The 21249-nt window shown below is 62.5% G+C and carries 19 protein-coding genes and 1 pseudogene; 12 read left to right on the top strand and 8 right to left on the bottom strand.

Annotation, left to right across the window (positions count from 1 at the left end; translation table 11 throughout):
* Positions 1-37: 37 nt before the first annotated feature.
* Genes ACWHTU_RS18140 through ACWHTU_RS18130 form a run of 3 tightly spaced genes read right to left on the bottom strand, consistent with a single transcriptional unit; the run spans position 38 to position 1988 of the window.
* Positions 38-925 (bottom strand): integron integrase, encoded by an 888-nt coding sequence (locus ACWHTU_RS18140; protein WP_447860814.1) that lies wholly within the window; start codon positions 923-925, stop codon positions 38-40.
* Entirely contained in the window at positions 841-1338 is a 498-nt protein-coding gene (locus ACWHTU_RS18135; protein WP_447860813.1) for a hypothetical protein, read from the bottom strand. The genes ACWHTU_RS18140 and ACWHTU_RS18135 overlap by 85 nt, the downstream gene beginning before the upstream one ends.
* A 29-nt stretch (positions 1339-1367) precedes the next feature.
* Positions 1368-1988 (bottom strand): thermonuclease family protein, encoded by a 621-nt coding sequence (locus ACWHTU_RS18130; protein WP_447860812.1) that lies wholly within the window; start codon positions 1986-1988, stop codon positions 1368-1370.
* Between the two features lie 200 nt (positions 1989-2188).
* Here ACWHTU_RS18130 and ACWHTU_RS18125 point away from each other — a divergent pair, with 200 nt between their 5' ends.
* A complete protein-coding gene (locus ACWHTU_RS18125) occupies positions 2189-2419 on the top strand; it encodes a hypothetical protein (protein WP_447860811.1) in 231 nt (76 codons plus the stop codon).
* Between the two features lie 146 nt (positions 2420-2565).
* On the opposite strand, the gene hemL is transcribed toward ACWHTU_RS18125, so the two are convergent.
* Positions 2566-3849 (bottom strand): glutamate-1-semialdehyde 2,1-aminomutase, encoded by a 1284-nt coding sequence (gene hemL / locus ACWHTU_RS18120; RefSeq protein ID WP_447860810.1) that lies wholly within the window; start codon positions 3847-3849, stop codon positions 2566-2568.
* Positions 3850-4022: 173 nt separating this feature from the next.
* On the opposite strand from hemL, the gene pyk reads away from it, so the two are divergent.
* The 11 genes from pyk (at position 4023) to ACWHTU_RS18065 (ending at position 14791) form a co-directional block, all read left to right on the top strand.
* The gene (gene pyk, locus ACWHTU_RS18115; protein ID WP_447860809.1) at positions 4023-5486 is read left to right on the top strand and encodes a pyruvate kinase; all 1464 of its coding nucleotides are present in this window, start codon (positions 4023-4025) and stop codon (positions 5484-5486) included.
* Positions 5483-6055 carry a hypothetical protein gene (locus tag ACWHTU_RS18110; protein ID WP_447860808.1) on the top strand — a complete coding sequence of 191 codons (573 nt, stop codon included), beginning with the start codon at positions 5483-5485 and terminating at the stop codon, positions 6053-6055. Before pyk ends, ACWHTU_RS18110 begins: the two co-directional genes overlap by 4 nt.
* Positions 6056-6706: an HAD family hydrolase gene (locus ACWHTU_RS18105; protein ID WP_447860807.1), complete on the top strand. Its 651-nt coding sequence runs from the start codon at positions 6056-6058 to the stop codon at positions 6704-6706.
* On the top strand, positions 6703-8271 hold the full coding sequence (locus ACWHTU_RS18100) for a M16 family metallopeptidase (RefSeq protein ID WP_447860806.1): 1569 nt from the start codon (positions 6703-6705) through the stop codon (positions 8269-8271). Before ACWHTU_RS18105 ends, ACWHTU_RS18100 begins: the two co-directional genes overlap by 4 nt.
* A complete protein-coding gene (locus tag ACWHTU_RS18095; protein ID WP_447860805.1) occupies positions 8268-9794 on the top strand; it encodes a M16 family metallopeptidase in 1527 nt (508 codons plus the stop codon). Before ACWHTU_RS18100 ends, ACWHTU_RS18095 begins: the two co-directional genes overlap by 4 nt.
* 71 nt (positions 9795-9865) lie before the next feature.
* Positions 9866-10381, top strand: a complete 516-nt coding sequence (locus ACWHTU_RS18090) for a macro domain-containing protein (RefSeq protein ID WP_447860804.1) — start codon at positions 9866-9868, stop codon at positions 10379-10381.
* 66 nt (positions 10382-10447) lie between these two features.
* A complete protein-coding gene (locus ACWHTU_RS18085; RefSeq protein ID WP_447860803.1) occupies positions 10448-11293 on the top strand; it encodes an MBL fold metallo-hydrolase in 846 nt (281 codons plus the stop codon).
* Between the two features lie 12 nt (positions 11294-11305).
* Positions 11306-12304 carry a site-2 protease family protein gene (locus ACWHTU_RS18080; RefSeq protein ID WP_447860802.1) on the top strand — a complete coding sequence of 333 codons (999 nt, stop codon included), beginning with the start codon at positions 11306-11308 and terminating at the stop codon, positions 12302-12304.
* A 75-nt stretch (positions 12305-12379) separates the two neighbouring features.
* A complete protein-coding gene (locus ACWHTU_RS18075; protein ID WP_447860801.1) occupies positions 12380-12817 on the top strand; it encodes an Lcl C-terminal domain-containing protein in 438 nt (145 codons plus the stop codon).
* A gap of 115 nt (positions 12818-12932) precedes the next feature.
* Positions 12933-13412 (top strand): hypothetical protein, encoded by a 480-nt coding sequence (locus tag ACWHTU_RS18070; RefSeq protein WP_447860800.1) that lies wholly within the window; start codon positions 12933-12935, stop codon positions 13410-13412.
* A 149-nt stretch (positions 13413-13561) separates the two neighbouring features.
* On the top strand, positions 13562-14791 hold the full coding sequence (locus ACWHTU_RS18065) for an outer membrane beta-barrel protein (protein ID WP_447860799.1): 1230 nt from the start codon (positions 13562-13564) through the stop codon (positions 14789-14791).
* A gap of 52 nt (positions 14792-14843) precedes the next feature.
* Here the strand turns inward: ACWHTU_RS18065 and ACWHTU_RS18060 are convergent, their stop codons facing one another.
* The 4 genes and pseudogenes from ACWHTU_RS18060 to kdpB all read right to left on the bottom strand — a co-directional run bounded on the left by ACWHTU_RS18060 (position 14844) and on the right by kdpB (position 21239).
* Positions 14844-15545, bottom strand: coding sequence for a response regulator (locus tag ACWHTU_RS18060; protein WP_447860798.1), 702 nt, complete (start codon positions 15543-15545; stop codon positions 14844-14846).
* Between the two features lie 180 nt (positions 15546-15725).
* Complete coding sequence (locus tag ACWHTU_RS18055) at positions 15726-18425, bottom strand: DUF4118 domain-containing protein (protein WP_447860797.1); 2700 nt, start codon at positions 18423-18425, stop codon at positions 15726-15728.
* Between the two features lie 148 nt (positions 18426-18573).
* On the bottom strand, positions 18574-19146 hold the full coding sequence (kdpC, locus tag ACWHTU_RS18050; protein ID WP_447863393.1) for a potassium-transporting ATPase subunit KdpC: 573 nt from the start codon (positions 19144-19146) through the stop codon (positions 18574-18576).
* Positions 19147-19157: 11 nt separating this feature from the next.
* A pseudogene (gene kdpB / locus ACWHTU_RS18045) lies at positions 19158-21239 on the bottom strand (potassium-transporting ATPase subunit KdpB).
* Positions 21240-21249 lie beyond the last annotated feature (10 nt).

Genomic DNA, 21249 nt, shown 5'->3' with positions numbered 1-21249 from the left:
CCTCCGGAGCCTGGCAAACCCTGCAAGCCTGGTCAGCCTATCCCGGCGTGCCTTCACAGCTCTCCGCCCCGCCTGTCAGGGTGTGGGCAGGTCCATATCCCAGGCGATCAGCCGGGCTATGGATTCCCCGACCGCCCCGGTTTAAGACATGCGTGTAGATCATCGTGGTGCTCACGTCCCTGTGGCCCAGCAGCTCTTGGACCGTCCGAATATCATACCCGTCCTCCAGCAGGTGGGTCGCAAAGGAGTGGCGCAACGTATGGCAGCTTGCCGGCTTGGCGATCCCGGCTTTCAGTCGGGCTGCCTTGAAGGCGCGCTGCAGGACGGACTCGTGCAGGTGGTGCCTGCGCCGCTCACCGGTAATGCGGTCGGTGTAATGGCTGGTGGCGGGAAAGACCCGTGGCCATGCCCACTCCTTCCCGGCAGTGGGGTACTTCCGCTCCAGGGCATTGGGTAAGGCGACGCAGCCCGCACCGTTCCTAAGATCGTCCTGATGTTGGCGCTTGACCACCTGCAGATGACGAAGGAGTGCCTCCTTGACCGCCGCAGGCAGCGTAGTGTAACGGTCCGTATCCCCCTTGCCGGCCCGCACCACGATCTGATTCTGAGAGAAGTCAATGTCTTTGACTCGTAGACGGCAACACTCCAGCAAACGCAGTCCCGCGCCATACAGGAGCATCGCCATCAACCAGGGAGTGCCGCTTAAGCCACTGAGCACGCGTTTGACTTCCTCCCGTGTCAGCACCACGGGCAACCGTCTCGGCTTTTTGGCGCGGACCACGCCGTTCACGTACCCGATGTCCTTGCCCAAGACCTCACGGTACAAAAACAAGAGGGCATTCAACGCTTGATTCTGCGTCGCAGCACTGACGTGCGCGTCACTGGCCAGGCACGACAGGAAGTGACCGATCTCCGTTTCGCCCATCTCTGCTGGCTGACGGTTCTGATGGGAAATGATGAATCGCCTGTCCACCCAACAGACGCATCCTCGGTTCGATGACTAAAATGCCTGGCGCGGATGGCTTGGCGGACCTGGTCGACGAGCTTGATAGTGGTCGCCACCGGTTGATCGCCTGCCGGCTGATGGGACGGCTTCTGATCGGTGGTGGTATTTGCCGGACGGAGCGACGCGTCTACCTCGACCGGCTCTCCCGCAAAGAGGGCCAGCAGATGGGCGAGCGCCGAATCGGTGTGGGGAATCGTCCAATACTTCTCCCCCTGATGCCAGCGGCGGCCAGCGATGGTCTTGATCTTCATCACGAGATCGCAGGAATACGGCAGGCGCACGATCAGACGGCCCGCCTCGCCCGGCTTGATCTGAATCGGACCCCGGTCCATGGCTCTGCAAGGGCGCATTGCTCTCGCGGTCATGGCCGAGGCTTGGCGTAGCCTTCCACCTTCAACAACTCCGCCACGTTCTGGTCGTTGACGTACACGTCGGCGAGCATCCGGCCGTAGAGATCGCGGCCGTGGGGGACGAGACGGATCGGCCCGTCCTTGAGAAGCCGGGCCAGGCGTTGCGTCGCGTCGAACCCGCCGGCCTCGGTCAGTTCGGGCGTGTCGATCCCTCTGACTCGAATCCGCTCCATGCCGTACCGAATCGTGTCGCCGTCGATTGCCTGGACCTGCCACGCATCGAGCAGATAGCCGGGGCCGTCCGTGGCGCTCAGGGCACGGTGGGGGAGGGACCGCCGCAGGGACGAATGCGGGGCGCGACTGCGCCAGCCCAATTTGCGGTGCGGGCGATGCCCTTTCTTGATGTGATGGCCATGTAACGGTGACCCGGTTGACCGGAGTTGGTGTTGGTTAAGTGGAGCTGGATTCCAGCACAGATCGCAATGCGGGCGCAGGTCGGTCGCTAAGCCGGCCGCGTAGGCGCCCGTCGGTTGCGGGGGCGAAATCTGTGCGCCAGCCGCCGGGATAGGCACACTGGGCTGTAGGAACAGGACTGACAGCCAGACTGCAAGCAGGACATGTTTGGAGACCATAAGCCGCTCCGCTCAGGGTGGGATTTCATCACGTGCGCGAGGCAAGAAGCACAGCCCGTGCCACTTCAAGACGGGGCCCGGCTCGGTTGACAAGGAAGAAAACCGCGTGCTGGAATAGGCGCGCCTCTCGTATCTCGTGAAGCGTATCTCGCAAGCGACGAGATACGAGCGACGCCTTACGAACCACGGAGGGTTTCGCTATGGATATGTTCGGCAAAGTGGGGTTGGTCGAGATCCCCGTCCTGATTGCGCCCGATCAGAAGGCGTGGATGGATAAGATGATCAAAGAAGGAAAGATCGCCATTCCGCCCGGTGGAACGCTGGAGAAGGGCTCGCTGTATTCGATGTTCATCCGGATGCTCCTGCACAACGCGATGGAGGAGCAGAAGCGGCAGGAGGCGCTGGAGGCGCAGGACGAGGACGACGAATAGGCCTCTCGGCTGTATCGAGCGAGATACAGGCCGAATCGATTTCGATACAGCCGCACGGCGCGTTTAGCGTGAGGCGTGAACGGTCTCGGGCCCCAAGGTAAGCCATCATCTCTGCGGCCCGAGCCATACGCTATGCGCCATAGCTCCTACAGTCTTTTGAAAACCGCCTGCGCTGCGGCGATCGTTTTCTTGATGTCGGCCTCCGTGTGGGCAATGGACAGGAACGCCGCTTCGAACTGGGAGGGTGCGAAGTACACGCCCTTCTCCAACATCCCCCGGAAGAATTTCGCGTAGCGCGCCGTGTCCGATTGTTTGGCCGTCGCCCAGTCCACTACCGGGCCCTTGGTAAAAAAGGCTCCCAGCATCGACCCCACCCGCGTCTGCGTCAGCGGGACTCCCGTCTTTTTGGCCGCGTCTCTCAATCCCTCGGCCAACGCCGCGGACAGCGTCTCCAGTTTCCGATAGACGCCCCGCGCCTGGAGTCGAGCCAGCGTCTCGATGCCCGCTGTGACGGCGAGCGGATTGCCCGACAGCGTGCCGGCCTGATACACGGGCCCGGCCGGCGCTACCAAATCCATGATTTCTTTCTTGCCCCCGTAAGCACCCACCGGCAGTCCCCCGCCGATAATCTTGCCCAGACACGTCAGGTCCGGCGTTATACCGTACAAGGTCTGCGCGCCACCATAGTGCACGCGGAAGCCGGTGATCACTTCATCGAAAATCAGCAGGATGCCATGCTGTTCGGTGAGGTGCCGCAAGGTTGGGAGGAAATCCTGGCCCGGCGGCACGACACCCATGTTGCCGGCGACCGGCTCGACGATGATGCAAGCGAGCCGCCGGTGATGCTCGTTGATCAGGTGCGTGACCGTTCGGATGTCGTTGTAGGGCGCGGTGATGGTATGGCGCGTAAAGTCGGCCGGCACGCCAGGCGAATCGGGAAGGCCCAAGGTCGCGAGCCCGGAGCCGGCTTTGGCGAGCAGGTAATCGCTGTGCCCATGGTAACAGCCCTCGAACTTGAGGATCGCATCCCGTTTCGTGTAGGCGCGCGCGACGCGGATGGCGCTCATCACAGCCTCGGTGCCGGAACTGACCAGCCGCACCTTTTCCATCGACGGGATCGCCTCGTGGATCATGCGGGCCAGCCGCACCTCCAGTTCGGTGGGGGCGCCGTAGCTGGTGCCGTTGGCGGCGGCCCGCTGAATTGCCTTGATCACCGGAGCCGGCGCGTGGCCGAGGATCATCGGTCCCCACGACAGCACGTAGTCGATGAAACTGTTCCCGTCCACATCGAAGAGTCGACTGCCTTTCGCCCGCTTGATGAAGAGCGGCTGCCCGCCGACCGAGCGGAAGGCCCGAACCGGGCTGTTCACGCCGCCAGGAATATAGTGTTGCGCCTCGGTAAAGAGCTTCTGGGATTTCGTGGTTTTCATAGCGAACAGTTGGTAGCGAATAGCCAAAGCTCGAGAAAAAAGCGGTGCAACGTAACATGTGGTGCGTGAGGCGGTCAACGCGCTTTGCTGGTATTTCCACGTCTGTTAGAATGGCGGCGACTCTATCGCACGCTGGCTAGAGGCGAGAAGTTGGGGGCGAGGTGCGGACTGCCATGCGTAAAGCGAAGATCGTGTGCACCATTGGCCCGGCGAGCGATTCCCCCGCCTTGCTCGATCAGCTCATCGAGAGCGGGATGGATGCTGCGCGGCTGAACTTCTCGCACGGCAATCATGAATGGCATGGGCGCGCCCTTCACGCGGTTCGTGCAGCAGCCGAGCGACGCCGGGTTGCGGTGGCTGTCATCCTGGATCTCCAAGGCCCGCGGATTCGCGTCGGTGAGCTGACCGCCGATGCGATGGACGTCGTGCCCGGTCAGCGGGTGATCCTGCAGACCATGCTTTTGCGGTCCGGCGGTCAGATCGGCGCTCACGCTGTCGCGCGGGCGGGACTCTCCGGTGACGTTCCGGAAATTCCGGTGACGTACCCCTACCTGGCGCGTGACGTCCAACCCGGAGCCAGGATTTTCATCGACGATGGGTTGGTGGAGCTGCAGGTCAACCGGATCTCGGGCGGCGCCGTCGAATGTACGGTCATGACCGGCGGGCGGATCGTCTCCCAGAAGGGCATCAACCTGCCGGGCACGCGGGTCAGCGCGCCGACGGTGACCGACAAGGATCAGGAAGACCTCCGGTTCGGCATCGCCCAAGGAGTGGATTACGTAGCGCTCTCGTTCGTGCGGGGGCCGGAAGATATCGTCGCCGTAAAGAAACGGATCGCGGACTTGGGCGGCGATCAACCGGTCATCGCCAAGATCGAACGGGCGGAAGCCATCACCGCCCTGGACGCGATTCTGGAGCAGGCGGACGGGGTCATGATCGCGCGCGGCGACCTCGGGGTCGAAATGGGGCCGGAAGCTGTGCCGGTTTTGCAGAAACGCATCATCGCGGAAGCGAATCGCCGCCGCCGTCTCGTGATCACCGCGACCCAGATGCTGGAGTCCATGACCCACCAGACCAGGCCGACCAGAGCCGAAGCCTCGGATGTGGCGAACGCCGTCTTTGACGGGACCGACGCGGTGATGTTGTCCGCGGAAACGGCCGTCGGGCGGTATCCGGTGGAGGCGGTGCGGGTGATGGATCGAATCATTCGGGCGGCAGAAGAAGGCGTCGGGCCGGCGTTGCCGCGACGGGCGGACGCCGGCCGAAGCGACGTCTCCTTTCCGGAGGCTCTCTGCACGGCGGCGTCGGAAGCGGCCGCCGCGGTGGGAGCCAGCGCCATCGTCGCCTTCAGCGAGTTGGGCATGACGGCGCGCCTTGTTTCCAAACAGCGTCCGCTCGCGCCGATCATTGCCTTTACCCCCTTCGGAACAGTCCGCCGGCGGATGGCCCTCTATTGGGGCGTCATCCCCCATACGATGCCGCAAATTGATCAGACCGACGAACGGGTGGATGAAGCCGAACGGCGGTTGAAGGCGGAGGGGCTCGTCAAAACGGGGGAACGGATCGTGATCTTGTCGGGGACCCGGATCGGCCAGCCTGGCGGGACCAACCTGATGAAATTGCACGAAGTGACATGAATTGTGATCGACGGATGACGAAACACCGCTGGCTGCGACTGGCGATCGTGAGCCTCTTCGGCGTCGTGTCGGCGGCAGGGCCCGGGCTCGCCCAGACAGGGGCCATCAACAATTCACCGGCCGAAGTGGTCAAGAAGTACCTTTCGCTGGATGCGCGGGGGGCGCGTCTGGACGGCCTGTCGTTCGACGCAATCGTGCCCTACGTCGGATGGAAAGAAGAGCCGGCCTGGGGGCACGTCGTCGTGATCGACAGCTACGCGGTGCCCGAGCGGTTGAGACAGTGGGAGATCGTCAACATGCTGGAGGTTGTGATCCCGGTCGAGTTCCGCGTGCTCGGCGCGGTCTATCTGGAGACGGCGTCGTTTATTCCGGAGGTCACGACCGAGCAGGTTCGGGTCCGCGTCCGGGCGGTGAACAACCGCTGGCGGATCGTCGAACCGATCCTCCCTCCGCACGTCGGGCGCACACGCATGCTGAACTTCGTGCGGGAGGCCATCCTGCAGGAATCCGACGCCGGCCGCCGCGCGAAACTGATTATGCTGCGGGACGACTTACGAAAGGTGAAGTGAATGGTCGTGAAGACGCCGGTGGATCTCTTGATCTTCGATCTGGACGGCACGCTCATCGAGTCCAAGTGGGACATCGCCTATGCGGTCAACCTCACGCTGGAGGAACTCGGCCTGCCGCGCCGTCCCCAGGAGGAAATCTTCGGGTTCGTGGGCGATGGCGTCAAGCGCCTGCTGCGGCTGGCGGTCGGTGAGGCGAACCAGGCCAAATACGAGGAAGCCTTGCGCGTCTTTCGCGGCCATTATCTGGCGCACTGCCTGGACCGGACCCGTTTCTATCCGGGCGTCGAGACGATGCTCGCCCACTTCGCCGATAAGTACAAGGCAGTGGCGACCAACAAGTCCATCGAATACACCAAAGTGATTTTGGACGGGTTGGGGAATCATCACTTTGCCTACGTGGTCGGCGGCGACAATGGCTACGGGCTGAAGCCCGAACCGGGGATGCTGTTGAAAATTATGGAGGCGCTGAACATCCCTCGCGAGCGCACGGTCCTCGTCGGCGACAGCACCAACGACATCAACGGCGGGCACAACGCCGGCATTCGGGTCTGCGCGGTGGGCTACGGGATGGGGAATCGGGAGAAGATGGCGGCCTGTCGGCCCGAGTGGTTCATCGAACGGCCGGAAGAATTGATGGAGATCTTTGTATGAAGAAAACGTTGCTGATGTTCGTCCTGGTCCTCGGCCTCAGCCTTCATCTGAGCCTCGCCTTGTCGCGGGCCGACATGTCCGGTCTGGCCGAACGGGTCATCGAGCATCAACTCTCAAACGGCATGAAGGTGCTGATGGTCGAGCGGCACCAGACGCCGGTCGTCTCGATCAACCTCACGTTCGGCGTCGGCGGCATGAACGAACACACCGGCCGCACTGGCGTCGCCCATCTTTACGAACACATGGCCTTCAAGGGCACCCGCATGGTCGGGACGAAGGATTACGAAAAAGAGCGCCCGCTGCTGGAAGAGTTGCACCGGCTCGGGACCGAAATCGAGCGGCGGCAACGGGAGGCGGCGGTGAAGACCTCTGGCAGGCCGTCGTCCGCCGGCGCGCCGGCGCTCGATCAGCTCATGCAGCGTTTCAAAGAGCTGCAGGACAAGGCCGGTGAGTACGTGGTCGCGAACGAGATGGCGCTGCTGTATCAGCGGCATGGCGCGGTGGGACTGAACGCCACCACGGGCAAGGATCTCACGCGCTACATGGTCAGCCTGCCGTCGAACCGGCTGCCGCTCTGGGCGGTCCTGGAAGCCGACCGCATGGCGCACCCCGTGTTGCGCGAGTTCTATAAGGAGCGGAGCGTCGTCATGGAAGAACGGCGGCTGCGGACGGACGACAATCCGCAGGGGCTCTTGTTCGAGACCTTCACGGCCGCCGCGTTTCAGGCCCATCCGTACGGGCTTCCGACCGTCGGCTGGGCGTCGGACATCGAAGCGCTGACGCCCGCGGCGACGGAGGAGTTCTTCAAGACGTATTATGGACCTGCAGGCGCCACGGTCGCCATCGTCGGCGACATTCACCCCAAGGAAGTGATCGAGCTGCTCGAACGGACGTTCGGAGTCATCCCGCCGGCGCCGCCCCCGCCGCCGGTCGTGACGGTCGAACCGCCGCAGCGCGGGGAACGGCGGGTTGAAGTCGAGTTCGATGCGGAACCGACGCTGCTCATCGGCTATCACAAACCGGGCATCGGGCATCCCGACGATTTCGTCTTTGATGTGATCGACGCGGTGTTGTCGGACGGGGTGACCTCCCGCCTATACAGCCGGTTGGTGCGGGAGAAACGGCTTGCCGCTTCGGTCATGACAGACACCAACTACCCCGGTGTGCGGGCGCCCAACCTGTTCGTGATCAGCGCGACGCCGTTGGCGCCTCACACCGCCGCGGAAGTGGAGGCGGCGATTTACGAAGAGCTGGAACGGTTGAAGACCGAACCGGTGACGCCGCAGGAACTCGAAAAGGTACTCAACAACCTGGATGCCTCGCTGGTGCGATCGCTCCGGTCGAACAGCGGGTTGGCCTCGCAGTTGGCCTTTTACCAGACCGTCGCCGGGGATTGGCGCTATATCCTCGATGCGCGCGATCGCATCGCCAAGGTGACGCCGGAGGACATTCAGCGGGTGGTAGCCCAGTATTTGAAGAAGTCTAACCGCACGGTTGCGACGCTCGTGAAGATGCCCGCCACTCGCAAGATCGCAGCGAAGGCGGCCGATGAGGTGAGGCCATGAGTGGTGTGACACGTGAAACGTTACTCGTGAAGCGCGGGGAAAAGCCCGGAATGCAGGTGAGCGGTCATCGCATGGTGCCTAACAGCGTCATTTTCATTGCGTTGATGTCGATCACGCTCATCACCGTGACCGGACCCGTCTTGGCGGCCGATGTCGGGCTGACCGATCCGCGGCTTATGCGCTTTCCTCCGGTCGAGTTCAACCCGCCCGAGCCGGAGCGGCTGGTCTTAGACAACGGCATGGTGGTGTACCTGCTGGAGGATCACGAATTGCCGCTGGTCACCGTGCAGGCCATTATGCGGACTGGGAGTTGGCTCGATCCACCCGACAAGATCGGACTGGCCGGGTTGACCGGTGTGGTCATGCGCACGGGCGGGTCCAAGCGGATGTCCGCCGCGGACGTGGACGAAGAACTCGAGCGGCTGGCGGCGGTGATCACGATCGGGATCGGCAAAGAGTCGGGCTCCGCCACACTGGACGTGTTGAAAAAGGATCTCAAGCGCGGGCTCGAGATCTTCGCCGACTTGCTGCGGACGCCGGCGTTTGAGCCGGATCGGGTTGAATTGGCCAAGCTGCAAGCGATCGAGAGCATCCGGCGCCGGCAGGACAACCCCCAATCCATCGCTGGACGGGAGTTCGCCAAGCTGATCTATGGCGCCGATCATCCCAGCGCGCGGGAGAGCACGATCGAGTCCGTCACGCGCGTGACCCGGCATGATCTCGTGGCGTTCCATCAACGGACGATCCATCCCAACGGTATCATCCTCGGCGTCACCGGCGATTTCGACAAGACTGATGTGCTGGCTGCACTGCGCGAGGTGTTTGGCGACTGGCCCAAAGGGGATGTGCCGGAATTGAAGATTCCCGAAGTGGTCGAAGCGGGCGCCGACGGCGCCAAACCGGTCGTCCGCTATGTCAGTAAGGACACCTCTCAGACCCACCTACGCGTGGGACATCTCACGATCAAGGAGAACGATCCCGACTATCCGGCTCTTTCCCTGCTGAACGACATCCTCGGCGGCAGTTCCTTCCGCAGCCGATTGTTCCGGGACGTGCGGACCCAACGGGGGTTGGCCTACTCCGTCGGCAGCGGCCTGCGTGTAAGCACGCACGATCAGGGAGTGTGGTATCTGCGCGCCGAGACCAAGCTTTCCACGACGCAGGAAGTCATCGACCGGTTCATCGCCAACGTCGAGCGGTTGCGCAAGGAACCGGTGACGGACGAGGAATTGGAAGAGGCGAAGGAGGCCTTCGTCAATTCGTTCGTTTTTTCGTTCACGAGCCCATCCAGCATCGTGGGACGCCTGATGGATCTTGAGTACGACGGCTTACCCAAGGACTTTCTGCAGCAACTGCGTGACAAAGTCGTGAAGTTGACCAAGGAGGATCTGCTCCAGGCGGCTCGCAAGCATTTCCATCCCGAGCGGTTCCGAATTCTGGCGGTCGGATCCCCTGACACGTTGCCGCGCCTGTTGTCGGCGTTCGGGGAGGTGCAGGAGATCAAGTTGGCGCCGGAGGGCTGAAGGAAGTGGGACCGTCTTCGGAACGCGCGAAACCTTGGAAGACTGTTTCGGTTGCTGGGATCTTTTGATCAATGGACAAGACAAGTCTCACGATCGCCGTCATCCACGGCAGTATCCTGGACGCGGACGCGCAGGCGATCGTCAATGCCGCGAACAGCCAGGGCATCATGGGTGGCGGGGTTGCGGGCGTGATCAAGCGGGCGGCGGGTCAGGAAGTGGAAGCGGAGGCGAAAAAGCAGGCGCCGATTCCGGTGGGGAGCGCGGTCCTGACCTCCGGCGGCAAGACCAAGTTCAAGGGGATTATTCACGCGCCGACGATGCCGGCGCCGGCCATGAGGATTCCTGTGCAAAACGTCGCGGCAGCGACGAAAGCGGCGTTGACGTTGGCGGATGAGAAGAACTTTGAGTCGATCGCCATTCCGGGTATGGGCACCGGCATCGGCGGAGTCGCGCATGAGGAAGCGGCCAGGCTCATGGTGAATGAGATCCGCACATTTCCCGCTCGCTCGCTGCGCACGGTGATCCTGGTCGATATCGATGAGCAAATGGTAAACGCGTGGAGGCTTGCGGTGGCGAAGAGCGAATAGCCAACAAGGTTGGTCTTCGTCCCGCAGCGCTGTTCGCTGTGGGCCGCTCGCTCTTAGCATATGCGTATGCCGCTCGAAGACGATTTCTGCGACATCATCAAGAAAGCCCGGACCGGGCAGGGATTGACTGTGGGGGACCTCGCCCGCATGACCGGCCTGCCCGGACATGATATCGCTGCGCTGGAGCGCGGTGATCCACCGAGGGATCGCGAGGAGGTGCAGGCGCTCGCCAAGGCGTTGGGGCTTCGGCCAGAACCCTTGGAGGCCATCGCCCTGAAAGGCTGGAGGCCGGCGCCGGCGCCGGCCTCCATCACCTGCGTCGAAACTATCCACGGCGAGATCAGCGGCTATGCCGTGAAGGGTTATGTGCTGCACGATTCGGGCGAGGCGCTGCTGATCGATACGGGCTACAACGCCGGCGCTGTGCTCGACTTCTTGAGCCGCCGGGGGCTGCGACTGGTCGCCATCTGTCTCACGCACGGCCACGCCGATCATGCGGAGGGAATCGACCGGATTCTCTCGACCCGGCCTGTGCCGGTGTATGTGGGGCCGGACGATGTCGCGCTCCTCAACTGGAAGCCTCCGAGCGAGCAGCGTTCCGTTCCGGAAGACGGGCGTACGATCCAAGTTGGGTGCCTGACCGTCCGGTGCCTCACCACGCCCGGACATACGCCGGGCGGTATTTGTTACCATGTCGAGCAAGGCGGACAACCGATCTGTTTCGTGGGCGACACGCTGTTCGCCGGGTCCATTGGCCGGGCCAATCCGGCGAAGCTCTACCCAATTCACCTCGAATCGGTGCGCACGCGGGTCCTGACGCTTCCGCACGACACCGTTCTTTTCCCCGGTCATGGGCCATCCACGACGGTGCAGGAGGAACTAGTGTACAATCCCTTTGCAGGGACGAGCTGAAGGGTGTCGAAGATGGATCGTGACGAACGAGGCGGCGAGTGGTCCGGACACTCGATCCATGACCCCTGGCCCCGTCCCGGGGTCGAGCTGGCCAATGGCGGCGATGTCATCGAAGAGCGGCTGATTCCGGTCGCCGACGATCCGGCAAAGCGCGGATTATCCCAAGTCTTGCTCCCAGCCATCCTCTTTCTCATCACTGTGTTCACCACACTCTGGGCTGGCGCGTACCAAACGAACACCACGCCATTTCTGGGAGCCTGGCAGTTTCTCGTGCAGGATCCCAGCGTGTTGTGGCGCGGGGTCCCCTTCGCGGCCACGTTGCTCGGCATTCTGGTCACCCATGAACTGGGCCATTACGTGCTGTCGCGGATTCACCGCGTCCCTGCGTCGTTGCCGCTGTTCATTCCAGGGCCGCCGCACTTCATCGGAACGTTCGGCGCGATCATTCGCATGCGCGGTCCCATCCTGAGCCGGAAGGCGCTGTTTGACATTGGAGTGGCGGGACCGATCGCGGGGTTCGTGGTGGCGGTCATCGCATTGATCGTCGGGCTTCGGCTCTCCAAGGTCGTGTCGGGCGAGACGGCCTACGGCCTGCACCTGGGCGAGCCGCTCTTGCTACAATTCATCTCGTGGCTCGTGATCGGCCCGCTGCCGCCCACGGCGGATGTCGTGCTCCATCCGATCGGATTTGCCGCCTGGTTCGGACTGTTCGTGACCTCGCTGAATTTGATCCCGATCGGGCAGCTCGACGGGGGCCACGTCGCCTATGCGCTGTGGGGTCCGCGGCAACGGACAATGGCCGTGGCGATCGTCCCGGTGCTCCTCGTGCTGGGGGTCGTCGGCTGGCCGGGATGGTTTCTGTGGGCCGGCATGGCGGGCCTGTGGGGGTTGGCGCATCCGCCGGTGCAGGATCCCGAAGTTGCCCTCGGTCGCGCCCGTATTTGGGTGGGCTGGGCGGCCTTGGGGATTTTCATCGTGACTTTTGCGCCGGTGCCGTTCTCCGTGCATTAGGCAAACGATCTGGGTTCAGCGCGCAGACAGCGTGATCGACCCGTGATGACTAGGACGCCATACCGAGGCTGGGCCATGCTCATCGGTTTCGGACTGTGGACTGCCGCATCACCGCTTCCTGCGGCCGACCGGTTCACGATGGTCTTCAACGGGGAAGCTGTCCGGGACAACCAGACCGGACTCATCTGGGAGCGAGAGCCGGACCGTGAGTTCGATGTCTGGAGCGCTTCGATTGCGCGTTGCGAGAGGAAGACCGTCGGAGGACAAACCGGTTGGCGGGCTCCGACGATCGAGGAATTGAAAAGCCTGGTGGATCCGTCGCAAAAAGATCCGGCGCTCCCACCCGGTCATCCCTTTGTCAACATCAAGTCGGCGATCTACTGGACGGCGACGCCGTCGCCCACCGATGAGATCGTCGCCTGGCAAGTCAGCTTCTTCTCCGGCGAGGCCGTCACTGACCAGAAATCCGGGACGCGCCGCGTGTGGTGCGTACTTGGTGAGCCGAAGAAGTGATTGGCTTCCTCTCCCCCACCTGATGCCGACGAATCCCTTCAGAACCGTGCTCAACCACGCTCGGCGAGTTCACGGGGCTCCGTGGAAGCCGGTTTCGAACGGACAGGGTGCGGTTATGCTATCGGGGCTGGTGGGATTCTTTGCCCTGCTGGCCTCGGACGACGACGGCTTCATCTTCCTCGATCACGTTAATCTCGTCTTTCACGAGGCGGGCCATCCGCTCTTCGGTCTCTTCGGAGAGACGGTGGGGCTCTACGGCGGGACGCTCGGGCAGCTCGCGATACCGTTCCTGGTCTGGCTGGTGTTTTGGCGCCGGCGCGACACGCTCGGGTGTGCCGTCGCGGGCGTCTGGTTCTTCGAAAACGTTCTCAACATCGCGCGGTACATGGCCGACGCCCGTTCACAAATACTCCCGTTGGTCGGCGGCGGAGAACATGACTGGGAACGGATCTTCAGTCGATGGAGCGTGCTGGCCTCGGACACGGTGATCGCACGTCGTGTTTCGATACTGGGGTGGGCTGGCATGCTGCTCACGTGTGCGTGGCTGGTCTTGCGGTGGTATCGGACGGAGGCTCGTGAACGCACGGTCTCCTGAGCGCCTCCTCTCCCTATCTCCGTTTTTCACTCTTCACGATTTGACGCTGTCTTGATAGTCTGCCGTTCCATTTTCACGCCTTTTTGATGCGGCCTCGGCTAAAGTGCAAAACAGAAAGTGCAAAACAGGGTGAAGCAAGAACGGAGCCGATGATGAAGCGATGGGTGCGAACGAGCACAGCGATCCTGTGCTTCTGGTGGATGTGGGGGACGTCCCTCGCTGTCGAACATCCGCTTACTCGGGGTTCGTATGCCGCCCCTGGGGAAGACGTTGTTGATCTCGGCGTCCGAGAAGAGCCGACCGTACAACGCGGAGCCGGGAAAACCGACTGGCACTATGGCGGGTTCGTGGATCTCGGCTATTCGCTCGATTTCAATTTTCCTGCGAACCATCTGTTCCGGAACCGCAGCACCACGCCGCGGGTCAACGAACTGGACCTGAACATGGGGGGAGCCTATGTCCGCAAGGATGCCACGGAACAATCGCGCTGGGGGACGGAACTGCTGGTGCACGGCGGACAAGACGCGAAAGAGTTCGGGGTTCATGCGAACCAGCCGAAGGTCGGCTCATCCGATCAACTCCGCCACTTCGGGCGAGCCAACGTGTCCTACCTGACCCCGGTGGGAAACGGGCTGACGATCCAGGGAGGGCTCTTCAATAGCCTGATCGGCTATGACTCGCTCTATGCCAAGGACAACTTCAGCTATACGCGACCGTGGGGTGGAGACTATACGCCATATCTGATGTTCGGCGTCAATGCCAGCTATCCCTTCAACGAACGTCTCACCGGCACGCTGTTTGTGATCAACGGCTACTTCCACCTCTCTCACCCGAACGACCAACCGAGCTACGGCGGGCAACTGTCCTATAAGGCCACACCCCGTCTAACAATCAAGGAGACGATCTATTACGGCCCAGACCAATCCGATACCGCGATCGAGTTCTGGCGGTTCTTTTCCGACAGCATCGCAGAATGGAAGGGGGAGGCAGTCACAATCGCATTCGAGTACCAGATCGGCACCGAACGGCTTGCTATGCCGGACACGCCGCGCATCTTTTGGACGGCCGGGCAATTACCAATCCATTGGCGCATCAACGACCCCTGGAGCGTGACCGTCCGGCCTGAATTCTATTGGGACCGTAACGGCCGGTTGACGGGGTTCGAGCAGTTCGTGAAAGCCGTCACGACCACGCTGGAACATAGAGTGTCCTCCACGTGGACGAACACGATTCTCCGGCTGGAGCACCGATTCGATGAATCGACCGGCATCGGCGGCGGGTTCTTCAAGGGCAACGAGATCCGTCCCGGTATCATTGGTCTCACGGCGGCCCAGCACCTGCTGATCTTCGCGGCCATCTGGACCTTCGATTCGCCGTGATGAAGATCACTCCGCAGGAAGATCATGCGGCGGCTCCGGCTGACGCCCGCGGTCACTCCGTTTTGAGGCGATACCCCACGCCCAACTCGGTCACGAGATAGCGCGGATGCGCCGGGTTGGCTTCCAATTTGTACCGCAACTGCCGCATGTAGACGCGCAGGTAGTGACTCTCGTCGACGTGGAGTGGTCCCCAAACCTCTTTGAGGAGTTGTCGATGGGTCACGACCTTTCCGGCGTACTTCACGAGCGTCGTCAGTAACTTGTATTCGATTGGGGTCAGATGGACTTCTTTCTCGGCAACCCATACCTGTCGCCGACCGAGGTCCACTCGGAGATCCCCCGTCGTGAAGACTGGGTCACTGTCGGCCACCGCGGCGCGAGCCGTGTGTCTGAGGGTCGCGCGCATGCGAGCCAGGAGTTCGTTGAGGCCGAAGGGTTTCGTGACGTAGTCATCGGCGCCGAGGCCGAGCGCGGCGACTTTCGTCTGTTCCTGATCGCGCACCGACAAGACGATGATCGGGACCGGCGTCCACTCGCGCAGGCGCTTGATGATCTGGACGCCGTCCATGTCCGGCAGGCCGAGATCAAGCAGGATCAAGTCCGGATTACGCGCTTCCGCTTGCACCAGTCCGTCCGCTCCTGTGACGGCTTCATAAATGCGGAAGCCGTGCTCTGGAAACGTCGTTCGGAGAAAGCGACGGATCTCGGGCTCGTCCTCGATCAACAGCACGGTTGGGATGGGACGCTCGCTCATGACGAGTCCTTTCGCGCATAATTCATGAACGCTTCTGCTGCAATCGTGGATTCGCTACTCGGCACCGGGGACCCATTGCTCTTCTTGCTGCAATGGGTCCAACACGACGCGACTCCCGGCTACTCGTTGCTCTTCCATTGCAACGGGTGTGGCGCGACGAACCGTCATGAATTATGCGGGCTATGCTGTGCGGAGTTCGGCCTTTTCCGGCTCGATGACAGGTTGAGTGCCCTCCAGAGGGAGAGTGAAACGGAACACCGCTCCGCCACCGGAGCGGTTCTCGGCCCAGATCCGTCCGCCGTGCGCCTCGACGATGCCCCGACAAATTGTCAGCCCCAATCCGACTCCGCCCTCCCGAGGCGGGCCGGCGCGGTAGAATTTGTCGAAGATCCGCTTTTCCTCCCCAGGCGGCAAGCCCGGCCCCCTGTCCGCAACTTCAACGAGCACTTCCTTCTCAGAACCCGACGCCGTCACCTCGATCGCTGTGCCGGCGGGCGCGTATTTCACGGCGTTTTCCAGCAGATTGATCAGCACCTGCTGGATCAATACCCCATCGATCGGCACCAACGGCAGCGTCGCCGGAAACCGGGTCTGCACCCGGTGTCCTTCTAGTCTCTTTCCGAGACGGGCCAGCGCTGCGCCGACCACTTCATCCAGCGGGTGCCATTCCTTGCGGAGTTGCACCGCGCCGGCTTCCAGCCTGGTCATGTCGAGGAGGTTCTTCATCAGGCGGTCCAGACGGTTCGCTTCGTCGTAGATGCCCTGGGCCAGCTCCCGTTGTCGGGGATCCATTCCGGACGGGGAATTGAGCAGCCCGCTCGCCGCTCCTATGATCGTGGCCAGGGGCGTCCGCAGATCATGCGAAACCGCGCTGAGGATGGCGTTGCGCGTCCGTTCGGTCTCGGCCTGCAGGGTGGCTTGTTGTGACTCCTTGGCCAGGCGGGCGCGCTCGATCGCGAGCGCGGTCTGATTGGCAAGAGTCTCCAGCAAATGCAGTTGTTCCAGGTCGAATCGGCGGCCGTGTTGAGCCGGGCGCACCGCCAGGACCCCGACCGGACCCTGCGAACCAACCAGAGGCCAGTACAGAGCCCCGGAGCCTGGCAAGGTGTCGGTTCCCAGCCCTGCTGGCTGACTATGGTCATACACCCATTGGACGACCCCGGCATCCTTCGGATCGAATTCGAAGAACAACAGCTCGGTTCGTTGGAGAACCAGACGCTTGGTCGCGTCCGGCAGGAACACGGCGACCTGACCGTCGAACACCTCGCGGATATGGCGTGAGGCGACGTCGACGAGCTCGACGATCTTGCGCCGTGTGGCAAGGTCGCGGCTCATGGCGTATAGAAGCGCGGTCTTCCGTTCCCGGTGGCGGGACGCCGCCGCGTGTTGCTGAATCCGGACGGTCAACCCGCTGATCAGCAGCGCGATGACCAACATGACGGCAAAGGTCAGGACGTATTGGGTATCGGACACAGCGAAGGTCAGGTATGGGGGGGCGAAGAAGAAATCGAAGGCCGCCACGCTCGCGATCGATGCAAGCACCGACGGTCCACGGCCCCAACGGGTTGCGGCGATCGCCACGCCGAGCAGATAGATCATGACCAGATTCGCCGCTCCGAAGAAAGGAAAGAGGAGCCAGTTCAACGCGGTACAGGCCAGGACCACGGCGCCCGCCTGCCCGTACGCCGGCCAGTCGATCTGTCGGGGTCTCGTCTGGGCTGAGAGGGGACAGCTCTCGCCTTTTTCTCCAGTGATGACGTAGATGTCGATGTCCCCGCTCCGACGGATCAACTCCTCGACCACCGATCCGAAGAGCCAGGCTTTCCACCGCGACCGAGTCGGCTTGCCGACGATGATTTTCGTGACGTTGCGCTCGCGGGCGTAATTCAGCAATTCACGGCTGACGTCCTCAGCGCTCAAGGTCACCGTCTCCGCTCCGAGTTGCTCGGCGAGGCGCAACGTCTCGACCACCCGGTTGCGCTCGTTGTCCGGCAGGCGAAGGTGCCGCGGGGTCTGCACGTAGGCCGCGATCCATTTCGCGTGCAGCTCTCCCGCCATACGCCTGGCCGCCCGGATCAAGCGGGCTCCGCGAGGCTTCATGTTCACGCACACCATGATGGTCTCACCCGCGGGCCAGGTGCGCACCACCGCGTGCTCACGGCGGTATACCTCCATCTGCTGGTCGACCCGCTCGGCCGTCCGCCGGAGCGCCAGTTCTCGCAACGCGATCAGGTTGCCCTTGCGGAAGAAATTCTGCATGGCATGCCGCGCCTGTTCCGGCACATAGACTTTCCCATCTTTCAAGCGTTGCAGCAGATCGTCGGGAGGGAGGTCGATCAATTCCACGTCATCGGCTTGTTCCAGGACCGAGTCCGGCACCTTCTCGCTCACGCGGACGCCGGTGATCTGCGCAACGACGTCGTTCAGGCATTCCAAATGCTGGACGTTGATGGTGGTGTACACGTTGATGCCGGCGTGTAGAAGCTCCATGACGTCCTGCCATCGTTTCGAATGGCGGGACCCCGGCGCGTTGGTGTGAGCGAGTTCGTCCATGAGGAGGAGCTGCGGGCGGCGCGCGAGCGCCGCGTCCAGGTCAAACTCGCGCAGCGTCGTGCCTCGATACTCGACCGTGCGCGGAGGAAGCAGTTCGAGGCCTTTCAGAAGGACTTCTGTCTCCGCGCGGCCGTGGGTCTCCACCCAGCCGATGACCACGTCCACGCCATCCCGTCGCTGCTCGTGCGCGGCTTCCAGCATGGCATAGGTCTTCCCGACTCCGGCGGTGGCGCCGAAGAAGATTTTCAACTTGCCTCGGGCCTGCCGGGCTTCTTCCTCGCGCAGGCGCTTGAGCAGGGTGTCAGGATCTGGTCGTGATATATCCATGGCGAGCCCAGAGGGAGAACGGGGAACCGGCGAGACCTCGTGTGATTCTAGAAAAGGCAACAGCCAGCGTCAATGAACGCGAGCGCCGGCATGGCTTAGTATCCGCACCCTCCTGATGTAATCGGGCGTGGGCAGGCCGAACCGGGTCTTATCGGGCCGCATCAAGCGCCAGGTTCAGTTCCAGCACATTGACCCGCGGCTCGCCCAAAAAGCCCAGTTGACGTCCTTGCGTGTGCCGAGCGACGAGTCGACGCACCGCTGCTTCGTCCATCCCCCTGGCGCGCGCCACGCGGCGGATCTGGTACTCGGCCGCCGCCGGGCTGATGTGAGGATCGAGCCCGCTCCCCGAGGTGGTGACCAGATCTATGGGAACGGGAGCCGGATTGTCCGGATCGGCGTCCTTCAAGACTGCGATCCGATCCTGCACGGCCTTCATCAGCGCCGGATTTGTAGGTCCGAGATTCCAGCCGGAAGACGCAGCGGCATTGTATGGGAAGGGCGACGTCGCCGACGGGCGGCTCCAGAAATATTTCGGGTCATCAAACGGCTGACCGATCAGCGACGATCCGACGACTCGACCGTTCTGCACGATGAGGCTGCCGTTGGCTTGATGCGGGAAGAGCGTTTGAGCGATTCCCGTAATGGCCAGTGGATAGAGCAGACCCATGAGCATCGTCAACAGCAGCAGCGTCATGAGCGCGGGTCGGAGTTGGGTCATGATATTCATGATTGTTACACCAAATGGAAGGCGACCAATAGCAGGTCGATCAGTTTGATCCCGACAAAAGGCACGATGATGCCCCCGAGTCCATAAATGAGGAGGTGCCGGCGCAGTAGCGGCTCGGCGCCGATCGGTCGATACTGAATGCTGCGCAGAGCCAGCGGAATGAGCGCGATGATAATCAGCGCATTGAAGATCACCGCGGAGAGCACCGCGCTCGACGGTGTTGCGAGTCCCATCACGTTCAATGCACCGAGAACCGGGTAGGTGCTCGCGAGGGCCGCCGGAATGATGGCGAAATACTTCGCCACGTCGTTGGCGATGCTGAATGTGGTGAGTGCCCCGCGGGTCATCAGCAACTGTTTGCTGATTTCCACGATCTCAATGAGTTTGGTGGGATTGGAGTCGAGATCCACGAAATTGCCGGCTTCCTTCGCGGCTTGCGTGCCGGTATTCATCGCCACGGCGACATCGGCTTGTGCGAGCGCCGGTGCGTCGTTGGTGCCGTCGCCGGTCATGGCGACCAGATGGCCTCTGCTTTGCAAGTCGCGAATCAGCTTCAACTTGGCTTCAGGCGTCGCTTGCGCCAGGAAATCATCCACGCCGGCCTCCGCGGCGATCGCTGCGGCCGTCTGGGGATTATCGCCGGTGATCATGATGGTCTTGATTCCCATCCGCCGGAGCTCGGCAAAGCGCTCCTTGATCCCTCCCTTGACGATGTCTTTGAGGTGGATCACACCCAGCACCTACTTCCCCTCGGCCACCACGAGGGGGGTGCCGCCTTGCTTCGCGATGCTTTCGACAACGGCGGCGACCGTCGGTGGAAAGTGCCCGCCCCTCTCACGCACGTAGGCCTCGATGGCGTCGGCCGAGCCTTTGCGAATCTGTCTTCCGTCGAAATCCACGCCGCTCATCCGTGTCTGAGCGGTAAACGGCACGAACGTCGCCCCCAACGCCTGAATGTCGCGCCCGCGTAACCCGTACCGTTCTTTCGCCAGAACCACGATGCTCCGCCCCTCGGGGGTCTCGTCGGCCAAGGATGCGAGTTGCGCGGCGTCCGCCAAGGCGGTCTGGCTGACTCCCTCGGCGGGCAGGAACTCGGTGGCCTGGCGGTTGCCCAGCGTGATCGTGCCGGTCTTGTCGAGGAGCAGGACGTCCACATCGGCAGCTGCCTCGACGGCCTTCCCCGACATGGCGATGACATTGGCCTGGACCAGGCGGTCCATCCCGGCGATGCCAATGGCGGACAGCAATCCACCGATTGTCGTCGGGATGAGACAGACAAACAAGGCCACCAGCACTGTGACGGGGACCGGCGTGCCCTGACCGGCGGCCTGTACGCTATAGATCGAGAAGGGCAGGAAGGTGACCGTGGCCAGCAGGAATATGATCGTCATCGCGGCCAGGAGAATCGTGAGCGCAATTTCGTTCGGCGTCTTCTGACGCTTCGCCCCCTCGACTAACACGATCATGCGGTCCAGAAACGTTTCGCCTGGCGAGGCTGTGATCCGGATCACGAGCCAATCGGACAAGACCTTGGTGCCTCCGGTGACCGCGCTGCGGTCGCCGCCGCTCTCCCGAATCACCGGAGCGCTCTCGCCGGTGATCGCGCTTTCATCGACCGACGCGATCCCTTCGACCACCTCGCCGTCGCCGGGAATGAAATCCCCTGCCTCGACCAGGACCGTGTCCCCTTTCTTCAGGGTGCTGGCCGGAACCATCGTGTACTCAGTTCGCTGCTGCGGGCCGTCGAGCTTCTTGGCCATGAGGTCGCGTCGGGCCTTGCGGAGCGATTGCGCCTGCGCCTTGCCTCGACCTTCGGCCATGGCCTCCGCAAAGTTGGCGAAGAGTACGGTGACCCACAGCCACAGGGAGATCGCCAGAATAATGCTCGGGGAGGCTTCGCCGTTTCCAATCCATGCCTGGACAAAGAGCAGCGTGGTCAACACACTGCCGATCAAAACAGCGAACATGACCGGGTTCTTGACCTGGTGCCTGGGGTCCAGTTTGCGAAGAGAATCCAGAAGAGCCTGCCGGACCAGAGATGGCTTGAACAGCGAGCGGGTTCTCGGGATTCGTAGCTGCGCCTTCATCGAGGATTCC

This window comes from Nitrospira calida, from assembly GCF_976986435.1.
Note: the sequence above shows the minus strand (reverse complement) of the source record. Positions and strands in the feature narration are given on the sequence as shown.

What these genes read in the sequence shown, in the direction of transcription:
- ACWHTU_RS18140 (WP_447860814.1), bottom strand. Translation starts at nt 925, where the DNA reads ATGGGCGAAACGGAGATCGGTCACTTCCTGTCGTGCCTGGCCAGTGAC.
- ACWHTU_RS18135 (WP_447860813.1), bottom strand. Translation starts at nt 1,338, where the DNA reads ATGGACCGGGGTCCGATTCAGATCAAGCCGGGCGAGGCGGGCCGTCTG.
- ACWHTU_RS18130 (WP_447860812.1), bottom strand. Translation starts at nt 1,988, where the DNA reads ATGGTCTCCAAACATGTCCTGCTTGCAGTCTGGCTGTCAGTCCTGTTC.
- ACWHTU_RS18125 (WP_447860811.1), top strand. Translation starts at nt 2,189, where the DNA reads ATGGATATGTTCGGCAAAGTGGGGTTGGTCGAGATCCCCGTCCTGATT.
- hemL (WP_447860810.1), bottom strand. Translation starts at nt 3,849, where the DNA reads ATGAAAACCACGAAATCCCAGAAGCTCTTTACCGAGGCGCAACACTAT.
- pyk (WP_447860809.1), top strand. Translation starts at nt 4,023, where the DNA reads ATGCGTAAAGCGAAGATCGTGTGCACCATTGGCCCGGCGAGCGATTCC.
- ACWHTU_RS18110 (WP_447860808.1), top strand. Translation starts at nt 5,483, where the DNA reads ATGAATTGTGATCGACGGATGACGAAACACCGCTGGCTGCGACTGGCG.
- ACWHTU_RS18105 (WP_447860807.1), top strand. Translation starts at nt 6,056, where the DNA reads ATGGTCGTGAAGACGCCGGTGGATCTCTTGATCTTCGATCTGGACGGC.
- ACWHTU_RS18100 (WP_447860806.1), top strand. Translation starts at nt 6,703, where the DNA reads ATGAAGAAAACGTTGCTGATGTTCGTCCTGGTCCTCGGCCTCAGCCTT.
- ACWHTU_RS18095 (WP_447860805.1), top strand. Translation starts at nt 8,268, where the DNA reads ATGAGTGGTGTGACACGTGAAACGTTACTCGTGAAGCGCGGGGAAAAG.
- ACWHTU_RS18090 (WP_447860804.1), top strand. Translation starts at nt 9,866, where the DNA reads ATGGACAAGACAAGTCTCACGATCGCCGTCATCCACGGCAGTATCCTG.
- ACWHTU_RS18085 (WP_447860803.1), top strand. Translation starts at nt 10,448, where the DNA reads ATGCCGCTCGAAGACGATTTCTGCGACATCATCAAGAAAGCCCGGACC.
- ACWHTU_RS18080 (WP_447860802.1), top strand. Translation starts at nt 11,306, where the DNA reads ATGGATCGTGACGAACGAGGCGGCGAGTGGTCCGGACACTCGATCCAT.
- ACWHTU_RS18075 (WP_447860801.1), top strand. Translation starts at nt 12,380, where the DNA reads ATGCTCATCGGTTTCGGACTGTGGACTGCCGCATCACCGCTTCCTGCG.
- ACWHTU_RS18070 (WP_447860800.1), top strand. Translation starts at nt 12,933, where the DNA reads ATGCTATCGGGGCTGGTGGGATTCTTTGCCCTGCTGGCCTCGGACGAC.
- ACWHTU_RS18065 (WP_447860799.1), top strand. Translation starts at nt 13,562, where the DNA reads ATGATGAAGCGATGGGTGCGAACGAGCACAGCGATCCTGTGCTTCTGG.
- ACWHTU_RS18060 (WP_447860798.1), bottom strand. Translation starts at nt 15,545, where the DNA reads ATGAGCGAGCGTCCCATCCCAACCGTGCTGTTGATCGAGGACGAGCCC.
- ACWHTU_RS18055 (WP_447860797.1), bottom strand. Translation starts at nt 18,425, where the DNA reads ATGGATATATCACGACCAGATCCTGACACCCTGCTCAAGCGCCTGCGC.